17 protein-coding genes and 1 pseudogene are annotated in these 26,607 nt (G+C 58.8%); 17 read left to right on the forward strand and 1 reads right to left on the reverse strand.

What is annotated here, in order from left to right; translation table 11 throughout:
* From V6M89_RS28960 to V6M89_RS28980, 5 genes and pseudogenes are all read left to right on the forward strand, one after another.
* Positions 1 to 1,254 (forward strand): RHS repeat domain-containing protein (locus V6M89_RS28960; RefSeq protein WP_332856469.1); only part of this gene is annotated, 1,254 nt, incomplete at its 5' end.
* 11 nt (positions 1,255 to 1,265) lie between these two features.
* Positions 1,266 to 1,643: a hypothetical protein gene (locus tag V6M89_RS28965; protein ID WP_332856470.1), complete on the forward strand. Its 378-nt coding sequence runs from the start codon at positions 1,266 to 1,268 to the stop codon at positions 1,641 to 1,643.
* A gap of 332 nt (positions 1,644 to 1,975) precedes the next feature.
* A pseudogene (locus tag V6M89_RS28970) lies at positions 1,976 to 2,323 on the forward strand (outer envelope protein); the annotation flags it as partial.
* Positions 2,324 to 2,636: 313 nt separating this feature from the next.
* Positions 2,637 to 13,088 (forward strand): RHS repeat-associated core domain-containing protein, encoded by a 10,452-nt coding sequence (locus V6M89_RS28975; RefSeq protein ID WP_332856471.1) that lies wholly within the window; start codon positions 2,637 to 2,639, stop codon positions 13,086 to 13,088.
* Positions 13,088 to 13,342, forward strand: a complete 255-nt coding sequence (locus tag V6M89_RS28980; protein WP_332856472.1) for a hypothetical protein — start codon at positions 13,088 to 13,090, stop codon at positions 13,340 to 13,342. The genes V6M89_RS28975 and V6M89_RS28980 overlap by 1 nt, the downstream gene beginning before the upstream one ends.
* Before the next feature lie 158 nt (positions 13,343 to 13,500).
* On the opposite strand, the gene V6M89_RS28985 is transcribed toward V6M89_RS28980, so the two are convergent.
* On the reverse strand, positions 13,501 to 13,836 hold the full coding sequence (locus V6M89_RS28985) for a hypothetical protein (RefSeq protein WP_332856473.1): 336 nt from the start codon (positions 13,834 to 13,836) through the stop codon (positions 13,501 to 13,503).
* A gap of 458 nt (positions 13,837 to 14,294) precedes the next feature.
* Between V6M89_RS28985 and V6M89_RS28990 the strand changes: the two genes are divergently transcribed.
* The 12 genes from V6M89_RS28990 to V6M89_RS29045 all read left to right on the forward strand — a co-directional run.
* On the forward strand, positions 14,295 to 14,843 hold the full coding sequence (locus tag V6M89_RS28990) for a hypothetical protein (RefSeq protein ID WP_332856474.1): 549 nt from the start codon (positions 14,295 to 14,297) through the stop codon (positions 14,841 to 14,843).
* Positions 14,844 to 15,000: 157 nt separating this feature from the next.
* A complete protein-coding gene (locus tag V6M89_RS28995; protein WP_332856475.1) occupies positions 15,001 to 15,354 on the forward strand; it encodes a hypothetical protein in 354 nt (117 codons plus the stop codon).
* A gap of 3 nt (positions 15,355 to 15,357) precedes the next feature.
* Positions 15,358 to 17,703 carry a cohesin domain-containing protein gene (locus V6M89_RS29000; RefSeq protein ID WP_332856476.1) on the forward strand — a complete coding sequence of 782 codons (2,346 nt, stop codon included), beginning with the start codon at positions 15,358 to 15,360 and terminating at the stop codon, positions 17,701 to 17,703.
* Positions 17,700 to 18,194: a prepilin-type N-terminal cleavage/methylation domain-containing protein gene (locus V6M89_RS29005; RefSeq protein ID WP_332856477.1), complete on the forward strand. Its 495-nt coding sequence runs from the start codon at positions 17,700 to 17,702 to the stop codon at positions 18,192 to 18,194. Before V6M89_RS29000 ends, V6M89_RS29005 begins: the two co-directional genes overlap by 4 nt.
* Positions 18,195 to 18,196: 2 nt before the next feature.
* Entirely contained in the window at positions 18,197 to 18,571 is a 375-nt protein-coding gene (locus tag V6M89_RS29010; protein WP_332856478.1) for a type II secretion system protein, read from the forward strand.
* Positions 18,572 to 18,574: 3 nt separating this feature from the next.
* Positions 18,575 to 19,027, forward strand: a complete 453-nt coding sequence (locus V6M89_RS29015) for a type II secretion system protein (RefSeq protein ID WP_332856479.1) — start codon at positions 18,575 to 18,577, stop codon at positions 19,025 to 19,027.
* The gene (gene gspG / locus V6M89_RS29020) at positions 19,014 to 19,433 is read left to right on the forward strand and encodes a type II secretion system major pseudopilin GspG (RefSeq protein WP_332856480.1); all 420 of its coding nucleotides are present in this window, start codon (positions 19,014 to 19,016) and stop codon (positions 19,431 to 19,433) included. The genes V6M89_RS29015 and gspG overlap by 14 nt, the downstream gene beginning before the upstream one ends.
* A 45-nt stretch (positions 19,434 to 19,478) precedes the next feature.
* On the forward strand, positions 19,479 to 20,630 hold the full coding sequence (locus V6M89_RS29025) for a type II secretion system F family protein (protein ID WP_332856481.1): 1,152 nt from the start codon (positions 19,479 to 19,481) through the stop codon (positions 20,628 to 20,630).
* A gap of 23 nt (positions 20,631 to 20,653) precedes the next feature.
* Positions 20,654 to 22,300 carry a GspE/PulE family protein gene (locus V6M89_RS29030; RefSeq protein ID WP_332856482.1) on the forward strand — a complete coding sequence of 549 codons (1,647 nt, stop codon included), beginning with the start codon at positions 20,654 to 20,656 and terminating at the stop codon, positions 22,298 to 22,300.
* Positions 22,281 to 23,045 carry a hypothetical protein gene (locus V6M89_RS29035; RefSeq protein ID WP_332856483.1) on the forward strand — a complete coding sequence of 255 codons (765 nt, stop codon included), beginning with the start codon at positions 22,281 to 22,283 and terminating at the stop codon, positions 23,043 to 23,045. The genes V6M89_RS29030 and V6M89_RS29035 overlap by 20 nt, the downstream gene beginning before the upstream one ends.
* Positions 23,046 to 23,558: a PilN domain-containing protein gene (locus V6M89_RS29040; RefSeq protein ID WP_332856484.1), complete on the forward strand. Its 513-nt coding sequence runs from the start codon at positions 23,046 to 23,048 to the stop codon at positions 23,556 to 23,558. It begins immediately after the preceding gene.
* An 85-nt stretch (positions 23,559 to 23,643) separates the two neighbouring features.
* On the forward strand, positions 23,644 to 26,607 hold a 2,964-nt coding region (locus tag V6M89_RS29045), incomplete at its 3' end, for a hypothetical protein (RefSeq protein ID WP_332856485.1).

Below are 26,607 nucleotides of genomic sequence, written 5' to 3' on the forward strand. Positions count from 1 at the left end.
GTGTATGCGGGAGCGCAGGAGGTGGAGAATACCGCTGCCGGTATCAAGGTGAAGACCTATTGGCCGCAGGGCGTGGGTGTGGAAATTGATGAGCCGAGTAAAGCAACTGCGTTGTACTGGACGCATGCTGACAGGCTCGGCAGCCCGGCGGCGTTGAGTGACCAGAACGGTGATGTGCAGGAATCGCTGGCCTATGATGCTTGGGGCAAGCGCCGGGCGCTGACCACGCAGGCCACTGACGACAATATCGACGGCAAACTGGATAACAAGGGCTACACCGGTCACGAGACGCTTGATACGGTTGATCTGGTGCATATGAACGGGCGAGTGTACGATCCGCTGATTGGGCGATTTTTGTCGGGCGATCCGCTGGTACAAGATCCGGTGAATGGTCAAAGTTATAATCGTTATAGTTATGTTCTGAATAATCCAACCAACTTGACCGATCCGACGGGATTCTGTGGGAAAGGAGCGACCGAAGTCACTGGCTCCCCTTTCTGCCATACGTCAAATGAAAGCGCCGCGCGCGCGGCAGAAGCGTCAGGGACAAAAGGAACCGATCTCCAACGCCCAGGCAGGGATGCGAATGGCACCGTTGTTGCTACGAATGCTGGTAGAGTTGGTCCGGATAGTATCGTTAAGCTTGATGGAAAAGGTTCGACAAATTCACAATCAACCAATCTTGGTGGCGCTAATCCAGCTAGTGACAGTTCGACATCAGGCATTAGGCAGGGGGCCATGTCAGGTTCGCCTAATGGCGCAGAGAACATCCCACAAGTCATCATTCCAGGTAAAGTTCCTAGAGTGCCCGTGGAGGTCATTACAGAACAGCCCGTTGGTTGGGGGGCGTCCTCGTTAGGTCATGCGGCTATTTCCATGAGGGATACTGTATATACGTTTACCCATGGAGGCATGAAAATTCTTCCTAAAGCCGATTATCTTCGAGCAAATCAATTCCGGAATACTATCGGAGCAGTAGTGAATGTCTCGCAGGCCAAAGCTGCCCAAATGGAATTTTTCCTTTCCAGTTATCAGGCTGAGTATAGCGTGATGAGCTTATCTACTTGCGTTCAGCCTGTATATTTATCGCTAGTGATAGGGGGTGTATTGAATGCAGATAACCCACCATTGTTCCCTGCAAGCTTAGGAAATCAGGTTATTGATTCAGGAAAAGTGAAAAAGGTTAATTTTTATGAAAAAACAACCCCGGCTTCTGGAGCTGATTTCTTTTCGACCCGGCCATCATCTAATTGAGTTCGAATGTTATGAAAAATAGATATGTGGCGATATTTTTAATCGCAGTGATCGGTGCCCTTATCTTGGTGAGGAATTTTCTTTTCTATGAAAGCACTGAAATAACTGTATTGGCACCGACAAATGTAAATTTAAATAGCGGTTGGCCAAATGATCAAGGAAATCACGTTATCGGAGTTCTGTCGGCAGGAAATGTCTTTAAAGTCAGACCGATGATCGTTGATGATCATATGGTTTATAAGGTTGAATTTCAGTCACCGGCAGGAATCCAGACAGGATTTTTAATGTTTGACGGTTACTGTGGGAGCTCAATTGTCGAAACTCGTATTCGGCACTATTTATTTAAAAAGAATGAAAGAATTTCCGTCGATTGTCGAGCAAAAAAATGATCTAAATTGAGTTGATTCGGAAAATAGTAGTGGTGGGAATGCTCAAGGCGTAAAATATCCTTGTGCTGGTAAAGATGGTTGTGTCTGGATTCCAGCGAAGAAAGATACATCGCTCCCAGTAACGCCAGCAGACCGCGAGGTATTGCAATTTGCGGCCATTGCGGCTAATGGCATTCCATTTGAACGGCCGTTCATCTGGGCGGCTAGTGGATTAAAGGCTGCTATGGTACGTTCAAAGCTTGGCGAGCTGCACAGACATCTCGTGGTTTGAGTAAATTTAGAGGATCGTTCTCTTCACGAGTAAACTCGGCAGGAGGTGAGATTTGGACTTCTTCCCGCCGATCTCCACCGTCACTGGTCGCTATACCTACAAGACGCATGCGATGCTGTCGTCGGACTGGGGCATCCCGCTGGGTTCGCTGTGGGCCTTCGAGGGCTATGCGAACTTTATCGCATCGAAGGGCAAGGACGAAACGGGCAACGATACCGGCGCCGAGACCAATATCGACATGCAGCTAATGTTTGATGCGGGCGCCGCGATGGGCCACGCGAAGAACACCTTCCGCGTTGGTGTCGAGTACCAGTACTGGCGCAACAAGTTCGGCAACACCTCGGCCACCACCGGCGGCCAGGGTTATGTGGCGAAGACGCCGATGATCCGGGCTGAGTACCACTTCTAAGTTATCCGTAGTTGAACTACCGAGAGGCAGCCGTGAGGCTGCCTTTTTTCATTTGGCGAGCCGCGGTCGACGTGCCGTGCGACCGCAAGTGGATTGCATGAAAGATATTTAAGTTTTAAATTTGCAATAATTGGTTATTTTGTGTTAATATTTTGCGGCAATTTCTACTGGGAAATTTGCGCCCACTGTCATCGATCCGCTTCAGCTTCAATTCCCCCGGTTATTGAATACTGCCGCACAAGGCAGGTACTCCATCGCTCTGCCGAACGCATGGCGCGTTCGTGCTCCTCAACGTTTTTTTTTGAACTAGATAATGAAAAAAGCAGTCCTTGGTACCTTGCTCAGCCGTCTGATATTCGCGACCTTGGTCTTGTTTGGTTCAAATGTGTTTGCGGTGAACGCGCCGACGATTACGGTCACGCGTGATCCCGTGTTGATGGTCAACGGACGCAACTACACCTTGACCTGGTCCACCACCGATGCCAGTTCTGTGACGAATAGTTGCACCTCCACTGGCACAGGCTTCGCTGGCAGCATACCTTCGCCATCGGTGAGCGGCGTGTACAAGGGCTCTGGCAAGCCGGAATGGGTCGGCTATCCATCGACCTGCGTGTGGACCGCCACCGGCCCTGGCGGCAGCGCGACGGTCACCGAGACGATGTCGACCTACGAGGAGGAACCGTATCCGGCGCAGGCGCAAGTCAGTGCAACGCCGAGCAATATTCGTGTCGCCAGCGGACAGAGCACGGCGGTGCTCATTGCCGGCACCGCGATAGAGAAGGCCGGTCGCATCGTCAAAGTCGAATTGTTCAAGGACAGTGGCGCCGGCTATGGCGCAACGCCGGTGCAGGTTGTGAACGGCGTCGGGGAATCGTTGAACCTGACATACAGCAGCTCGCTGCCCCCCGGCACATACCGTTTCAAATTACGGGGCACGGATTATGTCGGCAACACGGTCGAGTCCACACCGGTGAGCGTCAACCTGGTTGACAGTCCGCTGCTCGGGACCATGAGCGGCGTCCGATACCAGCCCAATGCCAATGCAAACATCGGCCCCATTGAACCGCGAACCTTGGTTGGCTGGGTATGCCAGGATTCGGTTGCACAATCGTTGCCGTATCGAGTCTATGTAAACGCACCATCGGGACTGGGGGGCGTGATGGTGGCCTCAGGGCTGGCTAACGTTGCCTCCGAGACCGACAACGAGGCGGTGCAAGCGCAATGCCACACGCCGGGCGTGCCCCATCACTTCGCAGTCAGCCTCGGTGACCTGTATAGCAATTACGGCTACGCGCCATTGTTCGTCGAAGCTCAGGCTGCCAGCGGCAACTCCACCTTCGTGCTGCCGTGCAGCGATACCAATTGCACCGTTCCGGTCGCTTTTAATGTCTATCTTTCCTCTCCGGCCAATGGCGATCGATACACGGCCGGCGCCACCGTGGTGGCCCGGGCACAGGCGCCAGACGCCGCGACCAATTTCGACGAGGTATCCATTTCGTTTAACGGCCAATGGTTTCCAGCGACCAAAGGAAGCTGGGGAGAGTACTTTGTTAGCAAGGCAGGACTGACAGCGAACCCCACGCCTTACAGCATTCAGGCTAGAGTCCGAAAAGGCGCGGAGACTGTCTATTCAGGCACCCGCCAGATATTTGTCGCCGCAAGCAACCAAGTCACAATGATCCTGGCGCCTGCCAATAACGGCAAGGTGGTGGCACTGCGGCCGGCAGGGCTGCGCGTAACGCTGGCCGGACCTTTCAAGACGGTCAAGGACGTAAAATTCTATGTGAATGGCGCCTTACTGGGCAGCGGCGTGTCGGGGGAATCGAACGACACTCCCGAGCAATGGGATATGACCTGGCCTGCGATGCAAGGCGGGCTCTATGCCATCACGGCCCGCGCCTTTGATGCCAACGGTGTACAAGTGGCTCAGTCGCTAGTGTCGAATGTCACGGCCGAACTGTCCTCCGCCAGCTTCCCGCCGCCTGAACTGAACCTTATCCGCACGCCTGCGACCATGATCGCCGGTCAGCCATTTTCGGTGACGTGGACTTCAAAGAATCTGACATCGCTGGGCGTTGTATGCACCACCCAAAACGGCGGCTACACAACCAACGGCTGGAAGACGCTTGCTTTCAACAATACCGAAATTGGCACGGCCAATGCTGATTGGGTCGGCGCACCGTCGACCTGCACCTGGACCGGTAGCGGTAACGGTGGGAACATCAGCTATGTTGAAACGATGACGACCGTTGTCGCCGGCACTGGCGCGCAAGATGCGGGAAATCCGGTTGTCGCGGTATCCTCACCTGTATCCGGCAGTTCCTATGTTACCGACGGTACAGACGCCGACAGCAGCGCCACGGTCACCGTAACGGGCACCGCCACACCGGCCATAGGCGCCACGATTGCCAAGCTGGAAGTGATCGAGGCTGGCGTTTCGCTATCGATGCCGATTGGCGGCAATAACCTTAACACTACGGTCGCCTTGAAGGAAGGCAAGCATCAACTTCAACTGCGGGCGACGGATACCAGTGGGCGCGTAACAGCCAGTGCGGCCGTGCCGGTCGACGTGACCAGGTTGACGGCGGGCGTCAATGCCCGCTTCATCGCTCAGAACGTACCGGCCACCATGCGCGCAGGCCAGCCGTACAGCGTGACGGTGCAAATGCAAAACACGGGAACGACGACGTGGACGGCAGCCGGCGCATATCGCCTAGGCACCCAAAATCCGCAGGACACCCGTACCTGGAACAGCACCGGCCGCGCTTACCTGACAGCGCCAGTTGCAACGGGCCAGATGGCAATTTTTACGATACCGGTCACGGCGCCACTACGTGGCGACACTTATAATTTCCAGTGGCGGATGTTGCAGGATGGCGGAATGTGGTTTGGCGACACTACGCCGAACCTGGCCATACCTGTGGCAAACGGAGCCGGGCCGAGCGCTTCGCTGTCAGTCAGTCCTACCAACGTGCGCATGGTCGGCAGTACCCCGGCGACGCTGACCTTTACCGCTGCTGGCGCCGAACTTGGCCACAAACTGACTAAGCTGGAGGTGTTTGTTGATACCGGCTCTGGATTCCCGGACACCGCAGCGAAGACCGCGACCGGCGATCTGGATAAACTGGGATTGAACTACACCGCTACGGCAACCGCGGGCGTCTATAAATACAAGGCCCGAAGTACCGACGAGCTGGGTGTGCAGACGGAATCGCCGATCGTGTTGGTGAACGTGACCAACAGCACGTTGCTGGGACAGGTGAGCGGCGTGCGTATCGACAGCGCCAACAAGCCGCAGTTGATCGGTTGGCTCTGCCAGCCGGGCGTCGCTCAGGCGCTGAACTATCAGGTGCTGCTGGACGCGCCGACGACTTTTATCGGCGGAACGGCGCTGACTTCGGGCATTGCTGATATTGGCACCGAAATCGACAATCCTGCGGTACAGAACAGCTGCGGAACCCAAGGTGCCAGCCATCATTTCAAGGTGGACCTGAGCGCGTATGCAACCCAGTATCCTGGCCGCGCCATCTATGTGCGCGGTCTGGCTGCCAGCGGCGGCGCCGATGTGCTACTGCCGTGTGCCGACAACAGCTGCACGATACCTGGCAGCCTGCGCATCGCGTTGAGTTTGCCGGCGAACGGCCAGCACTATACTGGACCTGCGCCGGTATTCATGAGGACGCTGCTTAGCGGCGGCGCCGGTCCGTACGATGAAGTCGCGCTCGGCGTCGATGGCACATGGACTGCCGCCAATCCAGATGGTGCGGTGGATGCGTATTCGCTTACCTCCGCGTCGCTGCCAGCGCGTGCGGTGCCGTATGCGATACAGTCCCGCGTCCGCCAGGGTAATACCACGCTGTATTCGGCCGTCAACATGATCAGCGTAGATGTATCGAATGGCGTCAGCGTAGCATTGGTGAGTCCGGCCAGCGGTGCATCGGTGGCGAGTGGAGACTCGATGAATCTGTCGGCGACGACCGCTGGTTCGGTGGCGCCGGCATCGGTGAAGTTCTACGCCAATGCACAGCTGGTGGCCACCGCAACGCAGAGTGGAAGTAGTTGGACTGCCGTCTGGAACAATATTGTCGCTGGTACTTATAACGTCACGGCGGCGGCGTTCGACGGCAATGGGATTTTGCTGTCTCAAACGGCGCCGGTATTGCTGACTGCGATCGGATCGGGCAACAGCTCCGAGACGCCGCTGGCGGTGCAAATCGATACGCCGCATCTTAAAAACGCGGATGCCGGCACCTTGCCGGGCGAGCTGGGGATTAACAATGCCGGCGCGGCTACCTACGGAATGCCGATCGTGGTCCCGCCGGGGACGGCCGGCTTGCAGCCGTCGATCTCTCTCGACTACAACAGCCAGGGCGGCAACAGCATCGTCGGCCTGGGATGGAGCATCAGCGGCATGTCGCGCATCGCGCGCTGCGGTCAGACGATAGACCAGGACGGCGTCAACGCCCGCATCAATTTCAGCCTGACCGACCGGCTGTGCCTGGACGGCCAGCGCCTGGTGCTGGTCAACCTGGCGATGAGCGATCTGAACTACTGGGCCGACACGGCGGAATACCGCACCGAGCATGATGGCTTCAGCCGCATCACGGCCCGGGGCGTGACGACCGGCGACAACCTGGCCGGCCGTAGCTTCCAGGTCAAGAGCAAGGATGGTCGCATCATGACCTACGGCGGCACCGCGTCGAGCGTGGTCAAGGCGATCGTCCAGGCTTATGCATGCGATGCAGAGAAGACCTGCACATCGGCGGCGAAGAACGGCCCGATAGGCTGGGCATTGGACACCGTTAAGGACCGCTACGGCAACTACATCAACTATAACTACACGCAGAGCCCCACGACGGGCGAACACGTGCTGGCCGATATCCGATACGGCGGCAACGGGCTGGCGCCGCACGCATCGGTAGTGTTCACCAGCGACACCAAGCGCTCCGACGCCTGGACGCGCTACATTGATGCCGCGCGCAACGACTTGCGCAGGCGCGTGAACAACATTTCCACCTATGTGGGCGACGACCTCAGCGCCGACGCGACCGCCGGCACGCGGATACGCTCGTACACGCTGACATATGAGCGCAGCCCGACCAGTGGCCGCAGCCTGCTCAACAAAATCGGCGTGGCCGCGCGCAATCCGCAGACCGCTGTGGATGACGTGTTGCCGGAAACTATTTTCAGTTGGGGCAAGCCGGACGAGGCGAAGCATGCCGGCTTCGAGGCGCCCGTTGCGTTCCTCGGCGGTCCACGTTTGTCGCAGTTGACGACATCGAACCCGGTCGACAACAAAATCCACGCGAACCTGTTTGCCTTCGCGGACTTCGAAAACCATGGGTTCACCGATATCCTGGAGAAGAGCGTGGCGCCGCTGGATGTACCGAAAACCGATCTCCAGCAGTATGCCGACATGTCGCTGAAGACGTCCTATCGCTACTTCCACAACAATGACGGCAAGGGTTTTACCGAGTACAGCTACATCATCAACACGGGCAAAGCCTTTGGTGTGCTGGAGACCGCCGACTTCAACGGCGATGGCGCGCCTGACCTCTTGGTATGGAGCGACGCCAAGCTGGCGATCTGCCTGTCGCCGCTGGGCGCTGGCGGCAGCCTCGGCGACGCGGGTTCGACCATCACGTTCACCTGCGATCCCACCTTGCCAACCACGGGTTCGGCGGAATCGCGGTATGTTCCATATATAGTCGACATTCTTGGTGATGGCCGTTCCGCGCTGTACGGCCGCGTTCCTTTCGGAGGCGGAGACAGTACCCTGTGCATCCAGCACAAATGCAAAGCCGTCGCCGATCCACCGGGTGCGATCGTTGGATTTAGTTATGCAGCCGACGGTTCTCCGGAATTCTACCGCCACGACTACTCGGAATATTCCGGAATGGTCGATTACGCAGGTGTGGGCAAACCGTTTGACACCCATTTCAGCAAGCCGCATTTCACGAATCAGATATTTATCGACGAGCAGCCCAGGGACAAGAAAGAGTGGGTCAACATGAAGCCCACCATCAGCATATTGGCGGTGGATGATCCGTCGACGACGGTGAGCTCGGCGCCAGTCGGGGGATATGGTTACCGGCAGTATCCTGCGCCGGGAATCACCGCGCGTGTACCGTATATGTTTGAGGACAACACTCCCGGCATGGGTCGCGACGGCGACTTTAACGGCAGCGGCTACTCCAGCCTGGCGTTCGGCTTCCTTGAATATAACTATGATCAATTGCCGTTCACCTACAGCAGGGCCGAGATGACGCTGTGTTTGTCAACCGGGCGTTCGCTCGACTGCCACGTCCGGAAAAAATACAGCGGTTCCACGCTTGGCGCGTTCGACGGCATCGATAAGCCGAACCGTCTGCAGTACCTGGCGGTGCGCGGTGTCGGTAATTTCATCGGTGACGGTCAGCCGAGCATTCTTGCCGAGTCGATGAAAATGGTGTCAAGTGGCCCGTTCGGGACGACGAACCTGTATATGTGCCGCGTGATGGGCGATGACGTCTCCACCAAGGATGATGGCTCGGACGACAGCAATATCGAATGCGATCCCTGGGCGGCTCCCACCGGCGTATCGGGCGAGCAGCGCTTCTTCCTGGACGTGTTGGGTACCGGCCGCACGCAACTGGTGACTTACCATGAGGACTGGAATGCCAGCGATCCGGGCAAGTTCACCTCTAGCTGGAGCGTTTCCAAGCCGACCGACGTCGCCGTCGACGGCCAGGCGTTGGACCGTATCTATGCCGTCAAGAACGGTATGGGTGCGACCTCGACCGTCACCTACACGGAAGGGCTGGTGGATGGCACCGTCAAACACAGCGGTAAGCTGGCGCTGGCCTATCCGCAGCACCTGTCCAGCGGCGTGGGCAAGTACGCGACCACGCTGACCACTGCCAACGGCGCCAGCGGCAACCTGGTGCGCACGTACCGCTTCGAGGATCCGGTCATCGACGTGAACGGGCGCGGTTCGCTGGGTTTCGCCCACGTGACGATAAAGGACGAGCAGAGCCAGGTGCAGACCGACACCGATTTCGGCATCAAATGGCCGTTGACGGGCATGGTGCGCCAGGAAGTGGTCAGCCGCGGCGGCAAGAAATTGTCGCAGACCGATAATACGCTGGCGTTGACGATGTTGGCGCAGGCGAATGGCGGGCACACGTGGTTCCCCGCAGTGGCCAACAGCGTGGTCCAGCGCTGGGATTTGAGTGGCGCCGAGATGGGGACCACCACCACCAGCGGCTCGGCAGGTGGCAACGCCAGCATCACTTACGACACGTACGGCAATGTGCTGTCCTCGCGCGTGGTGGTCAGCGGAGCCAACCCGGACTTCGCTCACACCACCGATACGGTGAACACCTACACCACTAATGATGCCGAGCGTCTGTACCTGGGCTTGCCCGACTCGGTGACGGTGACGAAGTCGCACAACGGTGATGGCGGTACGGCGGTCGCGCGCAAGGTGGCCATGGAGTATGAGAGCAGCGGCAAAATTAAAAGCCAGACGGTGGAACCGGATACCCCGGCGCTCAAGCTCAAGACCAGCTTCACGTACGACAGCACCTTCGGGGTACTGCTTACCAAGCAGCTCAACTGGTTCGATCCGGACGCCGCGAAAGAGACTAGCCGCGTCGAGGCCACGATGACCTACGATGCCAAGGCGCGTTTCCCGGCGACCGTCAAGAACGCGCTCGAACATTTGGAGACCCATGCGTACAACGCCGGCACCGGCGCGCGCACCAAGCTGACGGGACCGAACGGCCTGTCGACGGTGTGGGAAGTGAACGGCTTCGGCCGCGTGACGCGTGAACTGCGCGCCGACGGCAACGCATCGCAGAGTTATATGAAGCAATGTGCCGGCGATTGCCTGGGCTCGGAAGTGGCCGTGGTGATCACCGAGCAGTTCCACGGTGCCGACCGCATCGCTGTGCCACAGGTGGCCTATATGGACAACGTGGGGCATGTACTGCGCACGTTGACCTGGGGCTTCGACGGCAGCGCAATCACGTCGAACAAGACCTACGATGTCGCCGGCTTGCCGCTGGATGACGATGTGCCGCATTATGGCAGCGTCGGCATGCCGGCCGTACACCGGGAATACGATGCGCTGCATCGCCCGGTGCTGGTGCGCACCTTCGCCGATAACGGCAAACCCGCAAAGGACGGCAAGCCCGCCATAAAGGGCGACGCCGTCGACAGCACCTTCACGTACGACGGACTGAAGGTCACGCTGACCAATGCGAAACAGCAGTCGCGCATCGAGTACAAGAATGTGCTGGGCATGACGTCGTCCGTGGAAAACGTGGTGGCCGATTCTACTAAAACCCTGACGACGAAGTTCAGCTACGACGCCTGGGGCAGCCTGGTCAAGACGATCGATCCGAACGGCAACGTCATCAAGGTCGGTTACGACACGCTGGGGCGCAAGATCAAATTGAATGATCCCGACCTGGGGCAGATCGATTATTCCGTCAATCCCTTGGGCTTGGTTTGGAAGCAGGTCAACCCAGTGCAGCGCGCCAAGGGAGATAGCTTCGCCACGCAAATGAAGTTCGACGCGTTGAATCGGATGACCGACCGGGTTGAAGACAACCTGGAAAGCCATTGGATCTACGATACCGCCACGCTCGGCAAGGGCCAACTGGCGGAGGCCTACACAGGCAAGCCGGCGACCAAGGATTACCGCCGGACTCACTCCTACGATACGTTGGGCCGGCCGGCGTCCACGACGCAGCAGCTGTTTGACGGTAGCTACGTGAGCACGGTGACGTACGATGCATGGGGCCGTCCTATCGGCCAGTCGTATAACCATGTCGCCGATCCCGTCAAGGAGTTCGTCCAGCGCTACAACAAGTATGGCTATCTTGAGCGAGTGGAGCGCAAGGGGCTGGTGCTGTGGCAGGTAAACGAGCAGGATGCGGTGCAACATCCAACCAAGGTCAAACTGGGCAATGGCCTGGCGCAGAGCGACAGCTACAGCGAGCAGAGCGGACGCCTGCTCGAAAGCCTGACCGACGCCGGCGGGTTGATCCGGTTGCAGGAGGCATACCACTACGACATGCTCGGCAACGTCACGCAGCGCACGCAGTACTGGGACACGAGCGGCTTCATCGAATCGTTTGAATACGACGACCTGAACCGCTTGACCTTGAGTCGGATCGGTAGTGCCGACAAGGTATTCACTTACGACGACGCGGGCAACCTGATGTCGAAGACGGGTGTAGGTACGGGGAAATATGCGTATCCGGCGCAAGGCGAAACAGCGGTGCGGCCGCATGCGGTGACGGGCATTGCTGGCATCACGGGCAGCTTCAACTATGACGGCAATGGCAATCTGTTGAGTGACCCGTGGCGCACTGTGACATGGACCAATTTCGACATGCCGATCAAGATCGCCAAAGGCGGCAAGTCGAGCACCTTCGTCTACGGCTCCGAGCACCAGCGCACGCGGCAGACGCGCGACGACGGCACGATGACGGTGTACGGCGGCGCGCAGGAAGTCGAGTTGGACGGCACTGGCAAAGTGACGACGGTCAAGACGTACTGGCCGATGGGGCTGGGCGTGGAGATCGACAAGGTCGGTGCGACGGCGACCGAACTGCATTGGACGCATCGTGATCGCTTGGGAAGTGTGGTGGCGATCAGCAGTGAGGCGGGCGCGGTGCAGGAACCGCTGGCCTATGATGCATGGGGCAAGCGCCGCATGCCTGATGGCAGCGCCACACCGGACAATCTGGACGGCGTGATCGACAATAAGGGCTACACCGGCCATGAGATGCTCGATCCACTGGATCTGGTGCACATGAACGGGCGTGTGTATGATCCATTTGTGGCGAAGTTTATGTCGGGGGATCCGCTGATTCAGGATCCGACCAACGGGCAGAACTACAATCGTTACAGCTACGTGCTGAATAATCCAACGAATATGACGGATCCGACTGGATTTGCTGTATGTGATGGTGGCGCGACCGAGGGATGCTATGGCCAGAGCATGGCCGCTCAGGTGAACACTGTTGCACTGGGAACGCCAAAAGTAAGCGGTGATGGAGAATCGAGAACCTCCGGTCAGAAGGTCGATCCAAACGCCAGTACAAAGCAAGACGTAAAAAGTCCGGCTCCTACAACCGGATCTCCTGCGCCAGGTCGCGATTCGACAAACAGTAGTGGCAGCGGTCCGACCTGCACTGCGGGTAGTTCTGCCGGTACTTGTGCAACGCGGACTAATAACATCGTCCAAGATGGCATGCCTGTTGTTGTTGTGAAACCGGAAGGCTATGTGCGAGCGAAACCATCTACCTTTGGAGTAACTCAGGCTGATCGAGAAGTTGCGCACATGTTTGGAATTGCGGCCAGCGGTTTGCCATTTGATAGAGCAATTGTTGGCGTATATCGAGGGTATCAATTTGTCAATGCAGCACGTGCGGCACGGGCATTAAGAACTTCGGAGGGCATGGCAAACTCTGTAAGCGGTATGCGGTTGAATGCACAACTTGCCGCCGAGCGGGCGGCAGGAGCAAGGGCACCAACCGCAATTACAGAATATTCGGAGCACGTATTGCAACAAATTGCTGGAAGGGACGGCGGTATCGGTGTCAGTGAAGCCGCTCTGCGGGATGCATTTGCGAACCCTACGAATATTCGATTTGCGCCTAGTAAGTACGGGCCTACTTTCCAATTTATTGGACAAGACGCTACGATAGTGGTAAATACCGAAGGAAGGGCTGTAACTGGTTGGGGAACGAGTGCAGCGGGGGTTAAGTGATGAAAATTGATCTGACGTTACGGCAAATACAAATCGTTGAATCCCTCAAATCGAAAAGCGAGCTGACGGATCAGATTATGTTAGATAAGCTTTTGACGGAAGAAGTAGACTTCAATGATATTGAAAATCTATGTTTAATTATAAATGGTGAATTCCTGATGGAGGGTATATTGCCAAGCTTTGAGCCTAACCCATATGGGTTGGAACTCGAAGGCTTATTAGACTCAGTCAACCGTGCTCGTATTCAGCCTTGAATCTCATTCCTAGCTGTAGGGGAACATCTGATATTCGGATGCTTAGCTAGAACCTGCTCTCACTGACCGGTCGCCTAAACTGTTTCCCGTCCTAGTGCTGCGGCCGATTGCCGGAACAGGCCCGCCCTGCGGGACCGCACAACGACTGATTGGGCGTCTCAACTGACTACGGCCGAGTCCATGTCCGAATGCGGGAACGGATCCCGTCGCGTTATGCCAGTTCCCTGATGATTGCTGGCCGCGATTCGCTGAACAGAACGTGACGCCACCGATGGCGATGGGTGCTTTTGGTTGGCCCGATCGAGAAAACCAGCAGCGCGGATATTGAACTGCTGGAATTTCAGCCGGATAAATTGAATCGACGCTTGCTGCTTCGTGGAGAAGCAAAAGGGGAGGCGGAGTCGATTTGCTCTTGCTGAAGCGTTGACCGCCCAGCCTACTTCACGCCATGCCCATTGACGCACCGGAAAAACCGCAAGAGGGATCGTGTGCAAACGATCTCGTTAGAAATACGCGCGACGATAAACCAGTATGTTGGTTTGCATGAGATTTTGACCCGAGCTCAGGCTTAGATTTGCATCGTTGGTTGTCCCGTTTCTTGGAGCGTAAATCTCTCATCCTTAGGCTTGCTGGAGCTCCCCAAGCTGAAGTAGCCGGGTCAAATGAACTGGGTCAAATTAGCTCGCAAACGAACACCGAAGAGGGGCGGCCTCATCGCCAAGGCCGCCAAAAGCAAGAAAAACATCAGTCGGAGCCCGAAAAGACAGTCTTGTCATAAAACAAAATTAGTTGACTAATTGAATTTTTCAAGGCATCATTTGCATAATTGGTAATTTGATTGCCAATCAACATTCCAACTCGTGATCACTGCTGTCGACGTTTTAATGCTTGGTACTCGACACGCTGCCGCTGTGCTATCACCAACACCTAGTGGCTTCCTAAGCAAACCTTCATGATTTCGGCGTTTTTCCCTTTTTGTCGCTTTCATGCGCAGCGCCTGTTCCGGGCCCATCCTTTTGTTGCCGTGGCATGCGCTGCGTCGCTTTTGCTATTGACGGCGTCGTTGGTGCTGATGGCGCAAGAAACCCAGGCAACAAAGTTGGCCACTGAGCAGCTGGATCAACTGCGCCGTGCTGCATCCCGCCCTGCTGCCGCTGAACCTGTTGCGAGCCGTCAGTTGGCGGCGCCGGCGCTGCCGTGGTTTCAGAGTTCCGATCTGGTCGCCCAGTTCAGCCGGGTGGCGGAAGAGAGCAAGCTGCCACTGGACGAAATCGGCTACTTGTTGGAAGAGGGCACAAACCGGCCCTATCTGCGCTACCGGGTCACAATGACGGTGGCGGCCAGCTATCCGGCGATACGCCAGTTTGTCAGTAACGTGACCTCGACCATGACGCATGTGGACCTGGACAGCATCAACTGCACGCGCGCCGACATCGTCGTTGCGCCACTGACTTGTGAGCTGGCATTCTCGGCTTTCTTCCGGGCGGAAGCGCATGGATAAGGCGGCCCGCATCCGCTGGGCGATCTTGTTGAGCGCATTGGCAGCGACGATCGCGGCGGTGTTCTATCCCGCCGCAGATGGCCCCGTTGTCGAAGTCTCAGGCTCCGCGCCCCGTCAGCCTGCCGTCGCGACCACACTGGTCAGCGTAGTCGGCGATGTGGCCGAGCCCGACACCGAGGAAGCGAGCGACGTTGATCCTTTCGCGCCGCGTGGCTGGCAGGCGCCGCCGCCTCCCGCGCCGCCGCCGCCGCCGGCTCCGCTGGTGGTGGCCGCCGTGGACCTGACGCCGCCCGGACCGCCCGAGCTGCCTTTCCGCTTTGTCGGCAGCATGAACGACAGTACGGAGCAAGTGGTCTACCTGGCGCGCGGCGACCAGGCCATCGTGGCCCGGACCGGCGAGGTGCTCGACACCCAGTACAAAGTGCTGGCGATCGGTCCTAAGCAAATTGAGTTTGAACATATCCCCACCGGCGCCAAGCAGGCCCTGGTTTTCCCCGCACGCGACAACTAATCCATGACCCGATTCTCCGACCGTTTCTCTTCCCGATTTGTGGCGAGCCTGATCTGCCTGGCGACGCTGGCCGGCTGCGCCGCGGAGCGCCACCACCGAGACGGCCTGGCGGCCATGGAAGCACAAAACTATCCGAAGGCTGTGGCCGAGCTGGTGCAAGCGGCTGAGTTGAAACCCAAGGACGTCGAGTACCGCAACGACTGGCTGCGCGTACGCGAAACCGCGACCGGGAAGTTGTTGGCGAACGCCGCCACGGCGGCGGCCGAAGGCAAGCTGGTCGAAGCCGAGCAGTTCTACCGTGGGATCTTGCAGTTCGACCGTGACAACGCACGGGCCTTGGCGGGGCTGGAGACGCTGGCCAACAGCGCGCGCGCGGCGGACGACGCGGCGCAGGCGCGCGCCGCCTTCAAGGACGGTGATTTGGCGAGGGCGTCCGAACTGGCGACGCGGGCGTTAAAGCACACCCCAAACCAGCCGGAGGCAAAGGCTGTGCGTCGCGAAATCGAAGCGATCCAGGCGCAGGAGATGCTGGTGGCGCCCAGCTTGGGCAGCGCTTATAAAAAGCCGATTAACCTGGAGTTTCGCGACGCCAGCATCAAGATGGTGTTCGATGCCTTGTCGCGTACGACCGGCATTAACTTCATCTTTGATCGCGATGTCAAAAGCGACCAGCGCACCACGGTGTTCCTGAAGCAAACCACGCTCGACGATGCGATCGACGTCATCCTGTCGACGGGCCAGCTGGACAAGAAGATCCTCAACGCCAGCAGCGTGCTGATCTACCCCAACACGCCCGCCAAGACGCGCGAATACCAGGATTTGATGGTGAAGGCCTTTTACCTGTCCAATGTGGAAGCCAAGCAGGCGGCCAACATGCTCAAGACCGTGCTGAAGCTGAAGGACATCTACGTCGACGACAAATACAATCTGCTGGTGCTGCGCGAGAATCCCGAGTCGATCGCGCTGGCCGAGAAGCTGATCGCCTTGCAGGACCTGGAAGAGCCGGAGGTGATGCTGGATGTCGAGGTGCTGGAGATTAACCGCTCCCGCTTGCTGAACCTCGGCATCCAGTGGACCAACCAGTTCACCCTGACACCGCTGGCCATCACCACCAGCGGCGGCGGCACCTCCGGCAGCGGCGGCACCGGCGCGGTCGGCACGTCGTCGATGAAGCTGAGCGACCTGAAATCGATTAACTCCTCGGTGATCGGCATTACGCCGCCGAGCGCGACCGTCAGTGTGCAGAAGAGCGATGGCGACGCCAATCTGCTGGCCAATCCGCGCATCCGCGTGCGCGACCGGGAAAAGGCCAAGATTATGATCGGCGATAAAGTCCCGGTGGTGACCACCACCAGCAGCGGCACCTTCGTGACAGAGAACATCCAATACCTGGACGTGGGGTTGAAGCTTGAGGTCGAGCCAGACATCCACTTGCGCGACGAGATCGGCCTGAAGCTGTCGCTGGAAGTAAGCTCGTTGGTATCGTCGATTAAGACCAACAACGGCTCGCAGGCCTACCAGATCGGCACGCGTAACGTGAACACCGCGCTGCGCCTGAAGGATGGCGAGACCCAGATCCTGGCCGGCCTGATCAACGACGAGGACCGCTCGTCGGCCAACCGCATTCCGCTGCTGGGCGATTTGCCGGTGCTGGGCCGGCTGTTCGGCAGCCAGAACGACAACCGGCAAAAGACCGAGATCGTGCTGTCGATCACGCCTCACCTGATACGCAACATCCAGCGCAAGAGCGCCACCGACGAATCGTTCTGGTCCGGCACGGAGGCCAGCCTGCGCAACCGGCCTTTGCAGCTGCGCAGCTTCGATCCTGCCGCCAATCAGGCGTCCGGCGCCGGCGCGCAACGCAATGCGGCAGCGGGCGCCGGGGCCGCTGCCGGCGGCGGCGCTGCTCCGATGTCGCCGCCGGGATCGGCAAACGCGCCCAAGCTGGCCTGGGCCGGACCCGCCGGCGCGCGGGTCGGCGAGACCGTGACCCTGACGCTGAACATGGACAGCCCTGAGCTGCTGCGTGCGGCATCGCTGCAACTGGCGTTCGATCCGGCCGAGCTGGAGATCCTGGCGGTGGACGAGGGCGATTACTTCTCCAAAGGCGGCGCCAGCACCTTTAGCAAGGCGATCGATGCGGCCAGTGGCCGGGTGTCGATAGGGGCCGGTGTTGCCAGCGGCGCAGGCGCCAAGGGCGGCGGCAAGGTACTGACGGTGACCGTGAAGGCGCGAGCGCCTGGCAACGGCAACGGCGTTACCGTCATCGCCATGACGCCGATCGGCGGTGAGCATGCGGTCGGTCGCCCCGGCCTGCCGCTGGCCCATCCATTGACGGTGGCCCGATGACGCACACGCTGCCCAGCCGCAGGGCATCCGGTGGATTCAGCTTGATTGAGTTGTTGGCTGCCGCGGCGATCCTGGGCCTGTTGGCGACGGTTGCCGTGCCCTTTGTCGAGACGGCGATCAAGCGGCAAAAAGAGCAGGCCCTGCGCATCGCCTTGCGCGACATCCGCCAGGGTATCGACGCCTACAAAAAGGCGGTGGTGGATGGGCGGATCAAACTTGCCGACACGGCAGCCAGCGGCTACCCGGCCACGCTCACCGACCTGGTGGCCGGCGCTCCGAACGAGAAGAATGCCGGAAAGCCGCTGTATTTCTTGCGACGCATTCCGCGCGATCCTTTTGTCAAGGATGCAGCGACCGCCGCCATCGACACCTGGGGGCTGCGCAGCTTTGCGTCATCGGACAAGAGTCCGGCCAAGGGCAGCGATGTGTTCGACGTTTATTCGACATCGGACGGAACCGGCTTGAACGGCGTGCCGTACCGGGAGTGGTGATCATGCGCTCGAGTAAAGGATTCACCATGATCGAATTGCTGGTGACGCTGGCGATTATTGGCATGCTGGTGTCGCTGGCCGCGCCGCGCTACTTCGGCAATATCGACCGGGCCAGGGAAGATGTGCTGCGCGAAGATCTGTATGTGATGCGTAGCGCGATCGACCATTTTTACAGCGACCGCAATGTCTATCCGGCCAAGCTGGACGATCTGGTGACGGAAAAATACCTGCGCAGCTTGCCGGTCGATCCCTATACGCAAAGTGCGCTCAGTTGGTTCCCTGTCCCGCCGACCGACGCATCCCTGGGTGGCGTGGCGGATGTCAAGAGCGGTGCGCCAGGCAAGGGCCGCGATGGCACGCCGTTGAGTGGGTGGTGACGCGTGCAACGACAACAAGGGTTTAGCTACGTGATCGTGATGTTCCTGGTCGCCGTGCTGTCGATCGTGGCGGTGCGCGCGCTGGAAAACACCCTGACCGCCGAGCGCCGCGACAAGGAGGAGCAGCTGCTGTGGGTCGGGCAGGCCTACGCCGACGCCATCGCGGCGTATTACAACGGCTCGCAGGGGACGCAAAAACGCTGGCCTAAAACGCCGGACGATTTGCTGCTGGATGAGCATGCCAACAGGGTCTCCAGGCCGTTGCGCAAACTCTACCGCGATCCGATCACCGGTTCCAAGGCCTGGGGCTATGTGTACAACGGCGATGATCTGATCGGGGTTTACTCGTTGTCGACCCTGAAGCCGCTGAAGCGCGATCAGTTTCCGCCCGAGCAGGCCAGCTTCAGGAATGCGGCCAGCTACCAGAACTGGAAGTTCGTCTATGTTCCCCAATAAGCGCGCGGGCTTTACCTTGCTGGAGCTGCTGGTGGTGATCGTGATCATCGGCCTGCTGGCGGCGTTCGTGGGGCCGAAGTATTTTGCCCAGCTCGAGCGTTCGAAGGCCCAGATCACCCGCGCCCAGATTGATGCGTTCGACAAGGGGCTCATCCAGTACCGCATCGACACCGGCCACTATCCGGCGCCGGAACAGGGGCTGGTGGCCCTGTTCGCGCCGCCGCCCAACGAGGCGCTGTGGCGTGGCCCGTATCTGAAAAAGATGTTGCCGGCGGATGGCTGGGGGCGGGCTTATGTGTACAAGCTGCCGGGGAGCGGTGAGCGCGAGTTCGAAGTCATCTCGTACGGCAGCGACGGCGCGCCGGGCGGCGTGGGTGACGCCGCCGATATCGCCAACTGGCACTAGACGAGGATCAGAATGCAGTTCCGTGCAAAAGTATTGACTCAGCAAATGACGATCGACCAGGTCGACGTCGATGCGTCCAGCGAGGAAGAGGCGCGTCGTTTCGTGGCGTCGTCCGGCGCGAAGGTGCTGGACCTGCGGCCGGTCCGCGCTGGACTGAAGCGCTCGTCGGGACAAAAGAAATTCAATCTCAGCGTGTTCAACCAGCAGCTGCATTCCTTGCTGGACGCCGGCCAGACCGTGGTCGAGGCGATTGAAGTGCTGGGACAGAACGACCGGCGCGGCCGCCACCGGGCGATCTACGACACCTTGCTGCAAGGGCTCAAGCAGGGCAACCAGCTGTCGGATGCGATGGCGACGCTGCCATCGGTATTTTCGCCATTGTATATCGCCATGGTGCGCGCCAGCGAGACCACCGGCACCGTGCGGGCGGCGATCCGCCGCTTCATGCTGTATCAGCGCCAGGTCGACGACATACGCGGCAAGATCGCGGCGGCGGCGACCTATCCGGCCATCTTGCTGAGCGTCGGCTTCCTGGTGATCAGCTTCCTGCTGCTGTATGTGCTGCCGCGATTTAGCGCCGTGTATGACGACGCCGGCCCAAGCCGTCATGGCGAGGCGGGCTTTGTGCAGCTATGGGGCAGCTTCGTGCGCAACAACACGGTGCTGGCCTGGTCGAGCGTGATCGTCGCCGCCGCCGCCGTGCTGTCGGTGGTGCTGCATCCGGCCTTGCGCGCCTTGGCCTATCGGAAATTGCTGGCCCTGCCGTGGATAGGCGAGCGGGTGCTGGTGCTGCAACTGGCGCGGCTGTACCGTACGCTGGGGATGCTGCTGCGCAGCGGCGTCAGTGTGTTGTCGGCCATGCGGATGACGCAGGCTTCGATGCCGGTCACCATGCACGCCGATTTGACGGCGGCGGTGCTGGCGGTGAGCGAAGGGCAGGCCATGTCCAAGGTGATGAGCGAGTACAACCTCAGCACCGAGGTGGCGCAGCGGCTGTTGCTGGCGGGGGAGTCGTCCGGCAATCTGGACGAGATGATGGAGCGCATCGCCGATTTCTATGACGAGGAAACGGCGATCTGGATCGATACCGCCGGCCGTTTGATCGAGCCGATACTGATGCTGGCCATCGGCGCAGTGGTAGGCGCCATTGTGTTGATGCTGTACAGCCCTATTTTTGATCTGGCCAATATCGTTTGATGATTATTTTTTAGCCTATACCTATGCTTACTTTAACCCTGCTTGGCGACATCACGCGCGCGGCGACGCCGCCCGTTTCATGGTTGACCATGTTGTCCGAACGACTGGCGCTGCCGCGCGAGGCGGCGCTGGCCGCCGTCGCCGACCTGCTGGCAAGCCCGGTGCTGGATGCCGCGGCGATACGGATGTTGACGCCGGCGTTCGAACAAGCCAGCTATGGCGACATGGTGGCGCGCCATCTGCTTGTCGGTAGCGACGAGCAGGGCCGCCTGGTCGCGGTGCTGGGCATGCCGCTGGATGCCGATGTCGGCGGCTGGCTGGCGCAGTTTCCGCTGCGCGAAATCCACCTCGGCGATGTGGTGGCGATCCACGCCAAGCTGGAGTCGCATGAGGGGATGTTCAGCGCCGTGGCCGATGCCGTGGGCGTGGAGAGCGTCAGCGAGCTGGCGCGCGACGATAGCGCCGACCTGACCTTGACATCGATACAGGGCGAAGCCAGTCCCGCCGTGCGCCTGATCAATTCGACGGTGTTCGACGCGTTGCGCTTCGAAGCCAGCGATATCCATATGGAGTCGCTGCCCCAGGGCCTGGTGATCAAGTTCCGCATCGACGGCGTGCTGAACAAGATCGCTTCGGTCAACAATCCGGCGCTGGCCGAGCAGGCGATCGCCCGCATCAAGGTACTGGCGGAGCTGGACATCGGCGAGAAGCGCATCCCGCAGGACGGCCGCTTCCGGGTGTCCGCCAAAGGGCGCGATATCGATATCCGGGTTTCCATCATGCCCAGCATCCACGGTGAAGACGCCGTGCTGCGCGTGCTCGACAAGAAAGCGCTGACCGACAGCGTGCAGCGCTTGACGCTGGACTCGCTCGGCTTCGACAGCCAGACCATTCATCTGCTGCGCCGTTTGGCGGCGGAGCCCTACGGCATGATGCTGGTGACCGGCCCCACGGGCAGCGGCAAAACCACCACGCTGTACGCCGCGCTGACCGAGATCAACCATGGCGAAGACAAGTTCATCACCATCGAAGACCCGGTGGAGTACCAGCTGCCTGGCGTGTTGCAGATTCCTGTGAACGAGAAAAAGGGCTTGACCTTCGCGGTCGGCCTGCGCTCCATCCTGCGGCATGATCCGGACAAAATCCTGGTGGGCGAGATCCGCGACCCGGAGACGGCACAGATCGCCGTGCAATCGGCGCTGACGGGCCACATGGTGTTCACCTCCGTGCACGCCAATAATACCTTCGACGTCATCGGGCGCTTTATGCACATGGGTGTGGATCCGTACAACTTCGTGTCCTCGCTGACCGGCGTGGTGGCGCAGCGGCTGCTGCGGCAGAACTGCCCGCATTGCAACGAGCCGGTTGAGGTCAGCGCTGAGTTGTTGAGCGAGTCCGGCATCAAGGATCCCGAAACCTACCGCTTCCACGCGGGCAAGGGCTGCGCGCAGTGCCGCAATACCGGCTACAAGGGAAGGAGGGCGGTGGCGGAAGTGCTGCGGTTGACCGATGAGATCCGGGAAATGATTATCGCGCGCGCATCGATCCGCGCGCTGAAGGAACAGGCCAGGAAAGAAGGCACGCGCTTCCTGCGCGATGTGGCGCTGGATCTGGTGCGCGCCGGCCATACGACTTTGCAGGAGGTGAACCGTGTCACGTTTATTGCCTGAGTCGATCAAGATAGGCTTGTTTCCTGGCGCCTGCTGGATGAAGCGTGGCCGGGTCGCGCCCATCGTCGAGAAGTTGGAAGCGGGCCAGTCCGACGGGGCCGCCTTGCTGGCAGCATTTGCGTCCTTGTTGGCGCAGTTGCCCAAGACCGGTCTCGGCAAGGTGCGCCTGCACCTGTTGGTGTCCGACAGCCTGGCTGCCATTGCCATGTTGCCGTGGCAAGAGGAACTTACGGGCGAAGAAGAGTTGCGGACCTACGCGCAGGCCTGCTTTGAGCGCAGCGGTTTCGTGATGGATGACAGTTGGGCGATGCAGGTCGGATTCCGGCACTTCCGCTCTGCGGGTATGGCGTACGCGCTGCCGGTGCAGTGGTTGGAGAAATTGCAGTCCATGTGCGCGGCCGCCGGACTGCGTCTGGAGACGGTACTGCCGGTGTCGGCCGCCGCCTATTGGCGTCAGGCAGGGGAGCGAAAAACTACGTGCCACCTTGTCTTGCTGGAGGAGGCATCCCGCCTGACGGCTTTGACTCACGAGGGCGGGCGCTTGATAGCGCGGGATGTGCAGCCGGTTATCGGCGATGTCCATCTGGCCGGCATGCGCTTGCTCAAACGAGTGGGCGCAAGCCATCTTCCTGTCGATGCTATCCAGTGCTGGGCTGGCGCAACGCCGTCGTCAACGGAGACAGCGGTGCGGGCCTGTTTTCCGGACGCGCGCCGGGTGTCGCTGCAGATGGATGTGTGGAGCTAAATGATGAAATTGATGTCCCGATTTTTGAGACCCCGTCCCCGGATGGTTGCGCCGGTGCTTGGCGCGGTGACGCTGATGGTTTGCGCGAGTATTTGGCTGGGCACCATGGTGATGCAGCAGCGTGATGCGCGGAGCGTGATGGAGTCGCGGATCGCTGTGCTGCGCGCGGCGCAGGTTAGACCGCCGGTAGTGGTGCCGACTAAAGCGGAAACGGAAGTGCAGAAACAGTGGGCGACTTTGAAGGCGGAGCGCGATTTTTCCTGGTCGCCGTTGTTCAGCGCGATCGAGAAGGCCAGCAGCGCGGATATTGAGCTGCTTGAATTCCAGCCAGACAAGGCTAACCGCCGAGTGATGCTGCGCGGGGAGGCCAAGGACCAGGCGGCCATGGTGGCGTTTGTCGATGCACTAGCAGAGCAGCAGGTGCTCAAGCATGTACATCTGACCCATCAAAAAATCCGGCGCCGTGACCGTTTGCAGACCATTGTGTTCGAGATCAAGGCTGGCGTGAAATAGGCTGTGCGTAGTGTGATTGTGCGAGCAGTACGGGACAGTCGCGCTACTGATGTCACATAAGAATAATTAAAGTTTAGGTGTTGATTTGAAAAAAAATAGCCACAGCAATGTCAATGTTGAATTCGGTTTCTACAGAAAAATTATCCAGGCTATTTCCCGTTTGGGTTCCCAAGGAAGCATCTGGCGCGCGGCGGCAGTCATTTCGTTTACCTTGACGTTCCTATTAGGCGGCGCTGCGTCCGGGGCCCCGCTTGTTCCACGTGCTGCTAATTTCGCCTACCAAATAGTTCCGACTACCATGGTGGCGGGCCAAAAATATACCGCTCAAGTGTCAATGAACTATGCTGGCGGCATTACTTGGAATGCTACCGATTATTTCTTGGGGGCTGTAAATCCTGTAGGAAATGATGTCTGGGGAGTGACGGTCGTACCCAATACTGGCAGCGGTACATTTGTTTTTGAAGTAACCGCGCCATCTGTTCCGGGAACCTATAATTTCCAGTGGCAGATGATGTATGGCAATGAGTTTTTTGGACAGCTATCTGACAACCAGCAGATCAATGTCGTTGCCGCTACCGCAACCAGCGTCACTATGACCAGTCCGTTGCCGGTGAATAGTAAGAACGGTACCATTTTCCAGGCAGCAGGTTGCTGCGTTTCGGTGAATGTCCGAGGGCGGACCAGTGCAGCGCCCGGAACCACGATCAGCAAAGTTGAGGTGTTGGACGGGAATACCGTTTTACCAATCGTGGCACAGAATCCGACTCCGGACGGCATTGATGCCTACGTAATATTTCAGCAGTCGGGAAAGCATTTCCTCAGTTTTCGTGTCACGGATAGCAGTGGTGGCGTTGCGGTCAGTGCAGTTGCGAATATTTTTATAACTCTCAATTCGGCGAACTCGATACCGACGGTCAAATTAAAATATCCGGCGAGTTCGCTCACCTATTCAGTTCCTGCCGGCGCAAAGGCAATCGTACCAATTGCAGGTACTGGTTTTTCCTACAATTCTACAATCGCCTATCTCCAGTTATTTGATGGGGCGGTTCCGATTGCCACGCTGCCAGGTCCTTCCATCGACACTACTGTTTTGCTGGGGATAGGAACTCATAGCCTTCGCCTGCGTTCAGCTGACATTGCTGGAGCGAACAGTGATTTTACAGATCCCGTTGTTGTAACGGTGACGGCTCAAAACTCGGCGCCGTACGCTAATATAATCTCGCCCGCTTCGGGGGGGATTTACTACGCGGAACCGGGAGCCAGCGCGGATGTGACTCTACTTGGGGTGGCGGCAGATCCAGACGGCGGCACAATTGCCAAACTCGAATTGCTTGATGGCGGGAGTGTGCTCGCATCGGTTCCGGGAAATCAGCTGGCTCAGCATGTGGCCTTACCTCGCGGTTCGCATGCATTGCAAATGCGAGCCGCTGATAATTTCGGCGCGACGGGCTTAAGCTCCGTAACGTCGATTACTGTGCTGCCCGCCAGCCAAGGTGTGACCTTTAACTGGTTGAGCCAAACTTCCACTGGTGGAAGCGTGGATCCCGGCCTGAAGTTTACGGCGGGCTTGCATGTCGAGGTGCACGCAAATGACTCTATTACGCCTTCTCAGGGCTATGTGCGGCTGATTGAGCTAAGGGAGGGAGCATCGGTACTCGCCAGCCAAGTTTATAGCCCTCGATACGACAGCAATAACGATCTTACGAACGATGGTCGGAATGTTACGTTGACGTCGGATTTTGCAATCGGCGTGCATCAGATTTATTTACGCGTCTATACACCAACTAGCTATGTTGACACCCCGCTCTATACCGTCACGGTTACCGTAAAAAATCAGCCGCCGACGGTAACGCTGCTATCGCCTGCTCAAGGCGCCACCTTTACTATACCGAATGCCCAGTACGCAATCATCCCAGTCAGCGCGACAGCGGCGGACTCTGATGGAACTGTCGTGATGCTGGAGCTGCTTGAAGGCGATACAGTCCTTGCACAAGCACCTGGCGCGAGCATCAATGACAGACTGGTGCTTACAGTCGGCATGCACGTGGTCCGCCTGCGCGCTACCGACAACAGTGGCGCGGTAACGTACGGCAGCAATGTGAGTTTGACGGTCCGGCAAGGTACCTTGCTTGGAGCGATTACCGAAATCCGTAGTGGCAAGGATGGCCGCCCACAAGTTGTCGGCTGGGTATGCCAGGATACGATGAGCCAGGGACTGAATTTCCAGGTCTTCGCCAACCTTCCTGATCCGGCCATGGTAATTGGCTCCGGTGTCGCCAACGTCGCCACGGAACTGGACAACGCCGATGTTCAATCGAAATGCCATACCCTTGGTGCTGCGCATCATTTCGTGTTTGACCTGAGCGGAGCATTTTCTGGCGGGAGCCTGTTCGTCACCGCGCAACCGGTTGACGGCAGTGCCGCCCAGCTGTTGCCTTGCACGGCGGCTGCTTGTGTCATCCCAGGCGATCTGCAAATCGCCTTGCTGTCGCCGGTTGACGGCTTCTCCTATCCTTCTGCACCGGCGAGGGTGACCATCCGCGCCAAGATTCTCAACGGCGCCGAGCCGTACGACGGCGTCGATGTGAATATCGATGGAGGTTGGATATCTGCCGCTAAAGATAGTGACGGCACGTATATCGTGACGACCAGTTTTGGTTCTCCCATAACGCATACAATTTACGCACGCGTCCGCAAAGGGAACGTCACGCTGAACAGCACGCATGCCCAGATTTATACGGGTAACGTGCCGGCGGCGAAAATGACGCTGTCGGCGACGCCGGTCAAATCACGTGTCACTGCTGACGAACGGACGACCGTGAACTTCACCGGACGCAGTACAGAATCCGGTCGCACCGTCAGCAAGCTCGAACTATTCCAATTAGGTAATGGCAATAATGCCGATATACAGTTGGAGTGGAGCTCCGGCAACAGCAGTACACTTGACCTGAACACTGCATGGACTTTCGGCGCCGGCATCTATCGATTCAAGCTGCGCAGCACCAATGACCTGGGTGTTCAGACCGAGTCAGCGCCGGTAGTGGTCAGC

Origin of the sequence: Duganella sp. S19_KUP01_CR8 (assembly GCF_036688705.1) — a bacterium.
Classification (GTDB): domain Bacteria; phylum Pseudomonadota; class Gammaproteobacteria; order Burkholderiales; family Burkholderiaceae_D; genus Rugamonas.

Bases quoted from the DNA above. Each gene is read 5' to 3' on its own strand.
- V6M89_RS28990 (WP_332856474.1), top strand. From the start codon at position 14,295: ATGATTTCGGCGTTTTTCCCTTTTTGTCGCTTTCATGCGCAGCGCCTG.
- V6M89_RS29030 (WP_332856482.1), top strand. From the start codon at position 20,654: ATGCTTACTTTAACCCTGCTTGGCGACATCACGCGCGCGGCGACGCCG.
- V6M89_RS28980 (WP_332856472.1), top strand. From the start codon at position 13,088: ATGAAAATTGATCTGACGTTACGGCAAATACAAATCGTTGAATCCCTC.
- V6M89_RS29000 (WP_332856476.1), top strand. From the start codon at position 15,358: ATGACCCGATTCTCCGACCGTTTCTCTTCCCGATTTGTGGCGAGCCTG.
- V6M89_RS28965 (WP_332856470.1), top strand. From the start codon at position 1,266: ATGAAAAATAGATATGTGGCGATATTTTTAATCGCAGTGATCGGTGCC.
- V6M89_RS28975 (WP_332856471.1), top strand. From the start codon at position 2,637: ATGAAAAAAGCAGTCCTTGGTACCTTGCTCAGCCGTCTGATATTCGCG.
- V6M89_RS29025 (WP_332856481.1), top strand. From the start codon at position 19,479: ATGACGATCGACCAGGTCGACGTCGATGCGTCCAGCGAGGAAGAGGCG.
- V6M89_RS29040 (WP_332856484.1), top strand. From the start codon at position 23,046: ATGATGAAATTGATGTCCCGATTTTTGAGACCCCGTCCCCGGATGGTT.
- V6M89_RS29005 (WP_332856477.1), top strand. From the start codon at position 17,700: ATGACGCACACGCTGCCCAGCCGCAGGGCATCCGGTGGATTCAGCTTG.
- gspG (WP_332856480.1), top strand. From the start codon at position 19,014: ATGTTCCCCAATAAGCGCGCGGGCTTTACCTTGCTGGAGCTGCTGGTG.
- V6M89_RS29010 (WP_332856478.1), top strand. From the start codon at position 18,197: ATGCGCTCGAGTAAAGGATTCACCATGATCGAATTGCTGGTGACGCTG.